12 protein-coding genes, 1 pseudogene and 1 riboswitch are annotated in these 11,922 nt (G+C 36.0%); all 13 genes and pseudogenes read right to left on the bottom strand.

Going from position 1 to position 11,922, the window contains the following annotated elements; all coding sequences use genetic code 11:
• Nucleotides 1-1,053, bottom strand: a pseudogene (locus tag K9V48_RS03390) (IS1182 family transposase); the annotation flags it as partial.
• 108 nt (nucleotides 1,054-1,161) lie between these two features.
• The gene (locus K9V48_RS03385) at nucleotides 1,162-2,337 is read right to left on the bottom strand and encodes a phosphoglycerate dehydrogenase (protein ID WP_224136929.1); all 1,176 of its coding nucleotides are present in this window, start codon (nucleotides 2,335-2,337) and stop codon (nucleotides 1,162-1,164) included.
• Between the two features lie 236 nt (nucleotides 2,338-2,573).
• Nucleotides 2,574-2,653: riboswitch (glycine riboswitch) on the bottom strand.
• A gap of 375 nt (nucleotides 2,654-3,028) precedes the next feature.
• The gene (locus K9V48_RS03380; protein ID WP_224136928.1) at nucleotides 3,029-3,457 is read right to left on the bottom strand and encodes a cell wall hydrolase; all 429 of its coding nucleotides are present in this window, start codon (nucleotides 3,455-3,457) and stop codon (nucleotides 3,029-3,031) included.
• A 362-nt stretch (nucleotides 3,458-3,819) separates the two neighbouring features.
• Nucleotides 3,820-4,665 carry a Rieske 2Fe-2S domain-containing protein gene (locus K9V48_RS03375; RefSeq protein WP_224136927.1) on the bottom strand — a complete coding sequence of 282 codons (846 nt, stop codon included), beginning with the start codon at nucleotides 4,663-4,665 and terminating at the stop codon, nucleotides 3,820-3,822.
• Between the two features lie 444 nt (nucleotides 4,666-5,109).
• Nucleotides 5,110-5,439 (bottom strand): antibiotic biosynthesis monooxygenase, encoded by a 330-nt coding sequence (locus K9V48_RS03370; protein ID WP_224136925.1) that lies wholly within the window; start codon nucleotides 5,437-5,439, stop codon nucleotides 5,110-5,112.
• Between the two features lie 477 nt (nucleotides 5,440-5,916).
• Nucleotides 5,917-6,153, bottom strand: coding sequence for a spore germination protein (locus tag K9V48_RS03365; protein WP_224136924.1), 237 nt, complete (start codon nucleotides 6,151-6,153; stop codon nucleotides 5,917-5,919).
• Between the two features lie 179 nt (nucleotides 6,154-6,332).
• Entirely contained in the window at nucleotides 6,333-6,473 is a 141-nt protein-coding gene (locus K9V48_RS03360; protein ID WP_308012493.1) for a spore germination protein, read from the bottom strand.
• A gap of 69 nt (nucleotides 6,474-6,542) precedes the next feature.
• The gene (ymaG, locus tag K9V48_RS03355) at nucleotides 6,543-6,842 is read right to left on the bottom strand and encodes an inner spore coat protein YmaG (protein WP_224136922.1); all 300 of its coding nucleotides are present in this window, start codon (nucleotides 6,840-6,842) and stop codon (nucleotides 6,543-6,545) included.
• Nucleotides 6,843-7,016: 174 nt separating this feature from the next.
• Complete coding sequence (locus K9V48_RS03350; protein WP_224136920.1) at nucleotides 7,017-7,490, bottom strand: (2Fe-2S)-binding protein; 474 nt, start codon at nucleotides 7,488-7,490, stop codon at nucleotides 7,017-7,019.
• The gene (locus tag K9V48_RS03345; protein WP_224136918.1) at nucleotides 7,477-8,325 is read right to left on the bottom strand and encodes an FAD binding domain-containing protein; all 849 of its coding nucleotides are present in this window, start codon (nucleotides 8,323-8,325) and stop codon (nucleotides 7,477-7,479) included. The genes K9V48_RS03350 and K9V48_RS03345 overlap by 14 nt, the downstream gene beginning before the upstream one ends.
• A complete protein-coding gene (locus tag K9V48_RS03340) occupies nucleotides 8,312-10,642 on the bottom strand; it encodes a xanthine dehydrogenase family protein molybdopterin-binding subunit (RefSeq protein ID WP_224136916.1) in 2,331 nt (776 codons plus the stop codon). Before K9V48_RS03340 ends, K9V48_RS03345 begins: the two co-directional genes overlap by 14 nt.
• 80 nt (nucleotides 10,643-10,722) lie before the next feature.
• Nucleotides 10,723-11,178: an SRPBCC family protein gene (locus K9V48_RS03335; RefSeq protein ID WP_224136915.1), complete on the bottom strand. Its 456-nt coding sequence runs from the start codon at nucleotides 11,176-11,178 to the stop codon at nucleotides 10,723-10,725.
• Between the two features lie 298 nt (nucleotides 11,179-11,476).
• The gene (locus tag K9V48_RS03330; protein ID WP_224136913.1) at nucleotides 11,477-11,887 is read right to left on the bottom strand and encodes a YuzC family spore coat inner layer protein; all 411 of its coding nucleotides are present in this window, start codon (nucleotides 11,885-11,887) and stop codon (nucleotides 11,477-11,479) included.
• Nucleotides 11,888-11,922 lie beyond the last annotated feature (35 nt).

The raw sequence follows: 11,922 nt of genomic DNA, 5'->3' as shown, positions 1-11,922 counted from the left end.
AATCACTTTTCTTTGATTTATAGTGACGATATCCATCACGGTCGGTTGTGGAATAGGAAAGAATACATCCCATTGGACAGGCATATATATCCTTTTCCTCTACATAATGAAACTTACGCTTAGGCAGGCTCTTTTTGGCGTTGCCAAAACGTCGATAACCCATGACGGTAAAAATATGTTGTTCTGCGAGTTTCTTACAAATATAGTTGTTAAAATAACCAGCGTCCAAGGCGATAGCTTCTACATTAAATTGAAATTTCTCGATTTGCTTATGAAGGCGCGCCAAATATGGATAGGAATCTGCCACATTTCCAGCCGTAATAAAAGTATCTGTGACAATGTTATATTTGACATCCACTGTGCGATGATCTAAATAGAAAAATCCTTTAGGTTTTCCCTCTCGCATGAGAAAACCACTTTCGGGATCTGTTGTACTCACTCTCGTCTGTTTTAGTTTGGCAACGCCTTCCTTTCTCGGTTTTAATGCTTTTTTCCGTGTTGAATACGGTCTTCTGTAACGGCTGCTTCTAGTTCTTCTAAATACGCTTTCGGATTCTCTTCTTTGACTTTTCGAATGAATTTATTTTTATTGGCATTTGCCTTGATATGAGTAGAATCTGACATTAAAATACGCCCTCCTACCATTCGATGTTCAATGGCTTGATGAACAATTTCATCAAAAATTTCTTCGAAAATCGTAGTGTCGAGGAATCAGGTGCGTCGGTTAAAACTGATGGTTGAATGGTGAGGCACCCTATCTGATAGGGATAACCCTAAAAACCATCGATAAGCAATGTTCGTTTCAATTTCTTTCTCTAATTGACGCTCGGAACGAATCCCGTAAAAATAACCAACAAACATCATTTTAAATAAAGTAATGGGATGAATCGAAAGTCTTCCATTATTTTCACAATAATACGGTTGTAACTTTTCTTCAATAAATGAAAAATCAATCGTGGCTTCCACAGCACGCAAAAAATGATCCACCGGAACGAATGATTCAACAGACACGGTTACTTCTTGATTTCGATGATTCTGTAAGGCTCCCATCATCCTGCATCTCTCCTTTTTTTCTTTTCTAGCAGTTTTGACAGGGAAGAACTCACTTAAACTCAAAAAAGGCTGTTGAGAAAAACTTTCTCAACAGCCTTTTTTTGGTGTTTAAATAATTCGTACGTTTATGATACCTTCAATTTGGTTGATTTTTTCTTCCAAACTAGGAATGACATCACCATTTACTTCGTTATCAATGTCAATCATCGTATATGCGTAATTGCCTCTACTTCTATTGACCATGTCTGCAATGTTCAAGTTATAGTTTGACAGGGCAGATGTGATTTGACCGACCATGTTCGGAATGTTTTCATGATACGCTGTCACACGACGCTTCCCTTTATATGGAAGGTAAGCATTTGGCAAATTCACTGAATTTTTGATATTTCCAGTTTCAAGAAATTCCTTCACCTGGCGCGCAGCCATGATCGCACAATTTTCTTCTGATTCCGTCGTAGATGCACCAAGATGAGGAACCGGAACTGCATTTTTCATTTTCAATACATTTTCATTCGGGAAGTCTGTAATATACTTACCGACGATTCCACTTTCAAGCGCAACAGCCATATCTTTTTCATTCACAAGCTCACCGCGTGAGAAGTTCAAAATATGAACGCCAGGTTTCATAATGTTAAAAGTTTCTTCGTTAAACATGCCTCCTGTTTTATCCGTAAACGGAACGTGAACTGTAATGTAATCACTGTTGGCAAACAGCTCCTCAATCGTCATAGCACGTTGCACTTTGCGTGATAGGTTCCAAGCCGTATCCACAGAAATAAACGGGTCAAACCCGATAACATCCATGTCCAAGTCGAGCGCATTATTTGCAACTAGAGCACCTATTGCTCCTAAACCGATAACACCAAGTGTTTTCCCTTTAATTTCTTTACCGACAAATTGCTTTTTCCCAGCTTCTACAAGTTTTGGAATCTCCTCACCTTGACCTTCTAACGTCTTTGTCCATGTCAATCCGTCAAATAAGTTTCGAGATGACGCCATTATTGTCGTTAGCACAAGTTCTTTTACTGCATTTGCATTTGCACCTGGTGTATTGAACACAACAATTCCGCGCTCTGTGTATTCACTGACTGGAATATTATTTACGCCCGCGCCTGCACGTGCGACGGCTTTGATATTTTTATCAATTTCCATGTCATGCATGTTAAAGCTTCGAAGGACAATAGCATCAGGGTTTTCACTGTTATTATCGATTTTGTAATTTTCGTTGTTGAACACATTTAGTCCACATTCGGCAATATTATTTAACGTTTTAATTGTATACATTGTTTGTTTTCTCCCCTTTAACTAATAATTGATTTAAAACTCTTTCATTAAAGCAACTAATTATTTCATATCAATCTACACTTATTAAAGTTAGTAGAAGTTCTAATAAAAGATCATTCATTATCTATTATCCTGACTACTCAGCTAACTTACCATCTACAACAAGCCAAAAAGCCAATAAAAAAAAGATTGAATTTCTCCAATCTCATTAGGTGTCAGAATAACAAATAAGAATTCGTTACTCTTCTGTCCTTTTGCCTGAGATTGTAAACCCTTCGGCGCTGCAATTATTTGCACTCTCTCCAGAAGTTGCTCCTGTTATAGTGTTATCTATAACAATCAACGCATACTAATTATTTGGTTATCTGTAAAATTATATGATGATCTCATAGCTGTGAATATACTATCATTCGCTTTTTATTCATAATCAAAAAATTTACTTATTAATATTCTTGAATTATAAATGAAAATATACGACATATCAAGAGAAAGGAAACGAACATTTTCGCCTAAACTATTAGATACATCGCTTACACGATTAGTTATCATAGATTTCATATATACCGAACATTTTTGTCTATACAAACATTTTTCGTTCGTATTATTCTATCTCAATCAAAAAACCTGTATAAATTATACAGGTTTTTGTTATTCCGTTACAATTGTCAACTGTCTCATTACTTCACTTACACTAAAACGTATTATAAATATTTTCACATTCTTCTCCTGTCGGTTCATAAAAACAGTGAAGTTTGTAACGACCTACTAAAGGCTGATCATACCATTGCGCGGGACAGTCCCCCCGTGGTCTAAAATACCATAAACTAAAGCGAGAAGGCCATAACCTTTCACCTTTTATAACTCGTCGTGCTAATTTTTTTTCGCTGTCTCTTGCCCTTTGATAAAAATACCCCTTTGTCGTGGCTTCAAATGCATGGGGCTGAAAAACCATATTAGGAATTGTACGAAGTCCTTTAAAATCAGAACAATTTCCTCTTATTCGGTTTATTCCTACATTCCCAACCATCATCATCCCCTGGACACCCTCACCTTCAGCTTCTGCCCTTAGCAATCTTGCTAAAAGATCAATATCCGCCTCCGTAGCCTTTACAACCATCATTTCTCCCCCCCGTTAGGTCTTCTTCATTAACATATTGTTTCCAAGCTTGGGTCATGACCTTTATTTTAGTGATTGGAATTTGCGAAAATTTCTGTCAGTACGGGGGGTTCTTATCGCTAAAAGATGACATTCGAGATTTACATTAATGTAGGCTTAAATGTTTGTATTAGATTATTTAACATTGGTGATAGATTTTGGGTTATGGAGGGTATTTTTTCAAATGGGTTTTAAAACGATTGAATTGATTGTGATTATGTTAAAGTGAAGGGAAGTTTAAAACAGATAGGCCTTATATTTTTACGATTAAAAAGAAAGGCCTCACCTCTCTTTCTAATCCTAATTTCTAAATATTATCGAACAATTTAAGCTGTTCCTAATGTAACTCCAAGTTTTTTCAAGTATTGACGATAAGCGATACTTACTTTGTCGCTCTTTAGTGAAAGTTCAACTTGAAGATCTAGTGGGAGTTCTTCAGGCTTTTGATTTTCTACGATTGGTTTGTCTTGAGAAAAAATCATGTTTTGGAACTCGATAATCTCTTGATTTGTTTGACCGCTATCATAATTAAATGAAAGCATTCCAAACGCAATCGATTTTTCCTCTGTAACAGGCAAAATGGTAAACAGGATGACCATTTCTTGATTTTTTTCATGATCTTTTTTTGTAAATCGAACAGTAAGCGGACGAATAATTTCATATGTATAGTAGGCGTATTTAGCTTCACCTGAACCGTCTGGGTCTGGTTGGTAGATAGCTATTTCACTTGAACGAATCCCCTTCTCTTCCCCATGTATATCATAGTCTTCCATGACTGGATGTTCTTGTTCACCAAGAAATCCTTCATGTACAATCGATAAATGACCGACATCTAAAAAATTCTCAATGATTCTAGGTGGTTTTGCCATGACCTCTTGTGGTCCACAAACGACACTATGAAAACTTTCATTATCAAATTCTGGGTATTCAAATAGATCGACATCACTATTTTCTAAATTAATCCAAATGAAACCATACCGTTCAATACAGGCATATTTTGTGGCTTTTGCTTTTTTAGATATAGCTCTTCCTTCTGGTAGCTGAGGAATTTTTGAACATTCACCTGTTGTTTCATACTCCCATCCATCATCTGGTATTGGGATTGGTGCACTTGCAACAGTTGTCTTAAACTTAATTATTCCAGAAAAATAGGGTAATGTACTCCGTACCATTCTGTCTTTAAAATAAGTCCCATTCTAAAAATAACGAAAAAAGCTGTAGTTTCCAACAAGTTTAGGAAGCTACAGCTTTTTTATGTATAAATGATTCAAAACATTTATCTTATTCGAATATTTAAATAGTCATTTCAATTTTTGAAATACTTTTGTGTATTTATATGTATCGTAATCATATAGACCTGAATTTTAATAATTTATTTTAAATTATTTTTTATGCTATAAATATTTTTCGCTTTTTATTATTTTGTGTAAACATCTTTTTTCCACAAAAACTCGATACACCCGATTGAAATTATGATGAAATAAAAAAGAATGAATGAAAAAGGACGATAACTTTACATAATCTTCATCCTTTCCTTATCTTCAACGTTTCATTTCATCCACTCAATAATATCTAAACTTTTTTATTCATTATTTAGTAGAATTTTTTTCAAAAGGTTAAATAGATTGTTCAGCTACTTGTTTGACTAGCTTTATATCGTATAATCCACCATCTGAATTAACAATATATTCAGGCTTCGGCTTGCCTAAGTTCGCTTTATGACCTGCAATATGGGCTTCACTCTTTTCCCACTTTTTCCAATACTCCTCTGATTCCCAGCGAATCATAACAACTACTTCTTCGTTTCCGCGGCGAACCTTTTTAACCATTACGGTTAAATCGATAAATCCATCTTGTTTTTCAATTATTCCTTCTCCATCAAAACGATTTACAACCTGATCAGAATTCCCTTCAGTTACAGTGATTGTTTTCATTTGAATAAACATGTACCCATCTCCCATCAATACTCTATTTATATTTAACTTATATTCTATACTAATTGAAATTAATTATCATTGTCAATTGTTTTGATTAAGAAAGTAGAATCATGTATAGGATGATTTCATCTTTGCTATCTGTCAGCTCGTTATTTCAGTAATAATGCGAAAAAAATCCCACTCTTAGAAAATCTACATGAATGGGATTTATATTTCCATAACGAACCGATAGATGACTTGATACAAAGCAGATTCAAATCTTTTATTTTTCATAGCTTCCTCGTAAAAAATGACTCATCAAGTTCTAGCGTTGATAATAAATGGATTGTCCATATCCGATATAAATAGGAGGATAATTGAACACAGGACCATAATAATGATGAATTTGATTATAATAGATTGGCCAAAGATCACTTGTTATGATCGTTCCCACCTGAAGGATAATGATTTCCTCCTCATAATTTCCAGTTTAGCCGGAATTTGCATTTAACTTTGATTTACATTTGCTGGGTTTGCAATATCACCCTGATCATTTCCATCTGGATCTATATAGACATCTTCCATACCAGAAGATGTAGGACATGTATCAACGTAAGAAGAGTTTACTCCTGTAGATTTTGAGTTAGCTGTATGTGCATTATGAAGTGCGTCCCCCATATTTAACGAACCGTTATTTGACATATTATTGACTTTAATACTGTACATATTTATATTTGAGGGCATACATTCTCCTCCTATCATCTCGATGATATATATATATGCCCATCAAGTACTATATGTTAAAAAAAGCAGCTTCTTAATTTTGAAGAATGATATTTTTACGTTTCTAAATCTTGCTCATCTTGGTCATCTTCCTCTATTTCCACAATATTATTTTTATTTGGCCCTTGAAATGAACAAGATTAATCACCGAACGAAAAGTTTGCGCCAACTGCTTTCAAATTTGATGTATGACTATTTTGGAAAGAAGATCCGAAATTACTATTTCCATTTTGAGTAATTATATTTGTTTTCATCTTATGAACAATACTTATATTCTTCACTATACAAACAACTCATACTGCTTCGCCATCTGAACTAAGAAACCTTGAATATCATAGAAGCAAATTGAATTAGTACCAATATCCGTATGGAGGGTACGGATAACCATAACCATAACCATAACCATAACCATAGCCGTAACCATATGGACTATACAATGCGCTAGCAGCTAGGCCTCCTAATAAACCACCAACAAATGGTCCTCCGAAAAATGGCCCTCCAAAAAACGGTCTTCCGAAGCCGAAAGGTCTACCAAAACCGAAAGGTCTACCAAAACCGAACGGTCTTCCGAAACCAAAGGGTCTTCCAAATCCAAAAGGTCTTCCAAAGATTCGCTCATCGTTTGCATGCTCATAAAATGTTTGTTCCATGCATAATCCCTCCTAATTTTTTTCTTTGCTTCTCGTTGCAATATATGTAAATACCTAGAAATATTCTCTAGGTCAGACACCCATTTCATCCGTTACCATAAATACATAAAGCAAGACTTCCAACAGTAGGGGGTTCCTTAATTCCACTGTCGGAAGTCTCCATTCATTTATTCTTTAGCTTTCAGTTGTGATAATTGATTTTATTGCCTTTTCAATCTCTAAATAACCAGTACATCGACAAATATTAGATTCTAACCATTTGGTCATTTCTTCGTCTGTAGGTTTTGGCCGGTTTTCGATGAGTGACTGACAATTCATAATAAATCCAGGTGTACAGTACCCACATTGAAAAGCAAAATGTTCAACAAATGCTCCTTGTATTGGTGTCCCATTCAAGCCTTCAACCGTCAAAATTTCCTTTCCAATCGTTTCAACAGCCAGCACTAAGCATGACTTTTGTGCCGCACCATCTAATTGAACCGTACATGCACCACAATCACCATTCAAGCAGCCTGGCTTTGCACCTGTTAAACCTAATTGATTTCTTAATACATATAGTAAAATGTCTGCATTGCGGAAGGTAATTTCCCTTTTTTCTCCATTAACTAATAGCGTTGTAGTCGTTAGTAAAGAATTAAATGTTGGCATTTCCCCTACCTCCCAATTGTGTTAGTACATCTTCAATTGTATTTTTTAATACGAACAATCGATAGTCACTTGAACCTTCCGTATCATTTAGAATAGGAATTTTAAGTTGTTCGATCGCAGTCGTTATCCTTACATCAAATGAGAGATTTAGATTATTAAGAGTTTCTTCGAATGCTGTTGAACGAAATGGATAAGTTGTTAAACCACTAATTGCGATTCTAATCTTATTGTTAACTTTTATTGCTGCTACCGTAACTAGTGGATATCCTGTCTTCCATTGTCTTCTTCTCTTTATACTTATGAATGGGCTATTAAGATATTTTTGTTCTGTTACTATTTGGACAAGAAACTCACCATTTTTTAATACTAGCTTCTCAAGAAAGATTTCCATAATTGAAACTTGCTTTATCCCCTCAATACCTGCTATAACGAGAACGCTATTACAGAGTAAGAAAGGTAAAACAGCTTCGCGATAAAAAATCTGTCCACATATATTTCCCCCAACAGTTATCTTGTTTCTCGAGGTGCGATCAGCAATTTCACTAACAGTTTTACTTAGCAGTGGAAAAAGATTCGTGTCTTCGATTTTCGATAATGGATTAGTCGATCCTATTAGTAAGTGTTCTTCAACTACTTGATAACGATTGCATTCCGGTATTTCTTTTAGGTCGATGACAGCATCACCGGTTACAAGGTTTAGCCTGCCTAAGGTGATAATTTCCGTTCCTCCTGAAAAATAAACCGGTTTTCTTCCTCTCTTATTCAATTCAACAAACAAGTTTAAGGCTTCTTGAATGGTTGATGGTTTATAATATTCAAAATCATACGGAATCATTTGTTTGCCCCTTACTTTTCCAGATTAATTCTGGAGTTAACGGAAGTTGATTAAGTGCAACCCCTGTTGCAACAGTCAAACAATTGCCAAGAGCTGCTGGCATGCCAATCAATCCTTGCTCTCCAATTCCTCTAGCACCATATGGAGCTTCAAGGTGTGGGGTTTCTACAAAATCGATTATGTATGTAGGAGTTTCTCCATAATGAATTGGTCTGTATGTCCGAAGTTGTGGATTCATAATTCTAGCCAAATCGTCAAAAACAAATGTTTCTCTCCCTGCAAAAGCTAACCCCATGCTCATCGCACCCATAACTTGACCAAGTGCTCCTTTAAAATTCAATACTTTTCCAATATCAAGTACAGAAATGGCTCTGTTTATACTGTAAGTTAGATCTCGCTCGTCAAAATCTATTTCTACTCCTTGAGCACCGACTGTCCACTCTGGTCCTGGTTTTCCTGCACCAGTTTCGGGATTTAGCGTCGTCATTCCTCTTAAAATATAATTTCCTCTGCCAATAATTTGTCCGCCAATCGCATTACCATTAGAATACTTATACCCATAGGCAACATCCTTTACTTCAAGGCCTACATCGGGATCATCTCGCAAAAAAACTCTCCCATTTGCAACTTCAAGGTCATCGATTGTACATCGTAGTACTTGTGATGCAATATCTTTTATTTGCTGAATACAATCCTCTGCAGCAGCTAATACTGCCCTTCCCGCCATTAACGTCGCTCGGCTTGCAACTGTTTTCCAGTGTTCTGGCGTTGTTTGGGTATCAACGGTCATTTTTACATGGATTTGATCGATACTCATCTTCATTCTTTCCGCTAAAATTTGAGCAAGTATTGTCTTCGTCCCTGTACCGATCTCAACGACACCTGACATAAGATTGATACTACCATCAGGATTAAATGTTAGGATTACACCAGATGTTGCATCTGTGTCAATTGTCGATGTCTTCCAAACACAACAAATACCTTTCACCCTAATTATTCGCTCATCTATCCTGTGAATTTGCCCTTGATCCCAGTTGATTAATTCTTTTAATCTATTAATACAAGCTGGTAAATTTCCAACATTACTTTTATTTAATTTCACTTGAGTAGGTGTTGTATGTCCCGGTAGTATCGCATTTCTTTTTCTTAATTCAATCGGATCCATTCCTAGCTTATTAGCAAGCTTATCCATCGTCCTTTCGAAGGCAAAAAGAACTTCAGAATGGGAAAATCCCCTATACGCAGTAGCATAAGGATGATTCGTATAAAGACAATACGAATCGCACTGTACATTCTCAATATTATATGGACCTGTGCAATCCACGGCACCAGCTCGACTAACATCAATGGCCTTGTCTGAATATGCTCCACCATCAAATAAATAAACGATCTCTGTTGCTTTTATCATTCCTTCTTTTGTACACCCTATTTTCACTTTCGCTTCAAGACCTATATGACAAGGTGCGGTGATTAAATCTTCCTCTCTTGAATAAACAATTTTGACTCGTTTGCCACCAACTGCCTTTGAGGCAAGATATGCTAAGATTTCCCATTGTACAGATGCTTTTCCACCATAGGCACCTCCGACCAATGGTGTTTGAACGATGATTTTCCCCTCATCTATAGAGAAAAAAGTACTCAGTAACTTTTTCAACATAAATGGTGCTTGCGAAGATGACGTGATATGAACATAACCAGTTGGTTTGATCTCAACAATTGCAGTTCTTGTTTCCATTGCAGCATGTGCGGATGGCGAAAAACGATAGGAATCTTCAACAACTACATTACTTTCTCGCCACCCTTGTTCGACATTTCCTTTGCGGATTTTGGTAATATTTGAAATGTTTGAATTTGGTATTGGATTCGCATTACCTATTTTTTGATAGGAAATAACATCCTGATGGACTAACGGAGCATTTTCACTTAAGGCTTCGGTTGGAGAATTTACAACTTTGAGTATCTCGTATCTAACATCTACTAAATCAGCTGCCCTTTTGGCGATTACCGGTGTATCGGCAACGACGAGAGCAACCGGTTCACCATGATATCGTACTTTATCGACAGCGATAGGAGGGCGATCTCTTATTTCTTCACCAGTAAGTGGCAGGTCGTGACTTCCCAGGACAACTGCTCTTACACCAAGGATTTTTCTTGCTTTAGAGCAATTGATTTCAAGAATATTTGCATGGCCATAAGGACTTGTAACCATACTTATATGAAGAGTTGATATTTTATTCTCGTCTGCAGTGTAATTTGCTTTACCCGTAACTTTATCTAAAGCTTCTTTTCGAAAAACACTTCTTCCTATATATTCCATTACATCCCCTCTTTTTCCCTAAATGACTCTAAGAAATTCCTACTTCATTAGTTTTAAAAGAGATGTCAGCAGATATAGTGTCACCTTACGCCATTTTCTACTTCGTGAATTTTTGCGATAATCGCCTCAGTTAATTCTTTCGTCATGTCTGTAAGGTTTTTCTTTAACTTTGAATTGATTATTTTTGCCATTGCACCTTCAAATGTAATATCAAGATAACCTGTCATCAATGACTTCTTTTCAGCAATTGCTTGTGCTTTAAAATAACCTTTACCAGTTATTTTTTCATTGATACCTACCAAATTAAATGTTACTTCTGTGGGCTCAACCCAACTTGTGATATCTACTTTTAAGTGGATCTTCTTCTTAATTACTCCTAAATCACTTTTAAATTTCCAAGTTGATTCACGATCATTTAGGATTTCATGTTCGATATAGCCAGGCAGAAGGGGTGCCCAATTATTCATGTCACTGACAAAATTCCATATAGAATGAATTGGTAGATTGACTTCAACTTCGTATAATTCACTTGGCATCGTTCATCCTCACTTTCAACTAGTAATGAGACGGAAAATCCAACAATATTTTCCTTTTTTGATTAATTGTCCATAATCATAAGAAAAGCGCAAGCGCCTTAATCAGCCTCAGGCTTAGACCCAAGAGGGGCTAGGCGCTGGAGCTAGACAATTCTCGAAACCAAAACTTATAAATTCTGATATCACAAAGAATGGTCATTCTGAACTTATTCAGTAAGGACTGATGTTATGCCAAATGTCTTCAATTAAACAATCAACAACGCCACACTTCATTCCATTGCTTTAAATGCTTATTTAGTTAACGCCATCTAAGTGCAATTTTCAACTGACAACAATCGGTATTATTTCCTTTCGAGGAGATTTTTAAGTTGATTCCATCTGGATCAATGTTAGCTGATACATCAGACTTGATTCCTGTTGATTTAATTAACTTATCAACTTCCTTTGTATTTGATTGCTGTGCAGCATACATAACTTTTTGAGCAAAGGATTTAGAATCTGCTAGTTTATTTAATAGCAAATTGGCGTCCTTTAGTAACAACTGCATTGATTTTGCAGATTGTTCAAATAAGGTAACATCCACTTCCGGATATTGTCTGTTGGGCAATTCAGAATAATTATAGTAAGGGACCATATTCGACTGTCTATGTTGGAATGGAACATTTACACACTTCATAGGAATAAATGGTTGATAATAATACGGGAACACTTAAAGCAGCTCCTTGTTGTTATTATTTTTGAGCT

It is taken from the genome of Metabacillus rhizolycopersici, from assembly GCF_020075705.1.
The sequence above is the reverse complement of the archived record's forward strand: the minus strand, read 5'-3'. Positions and strand labels throughout refer to the sequence as shown.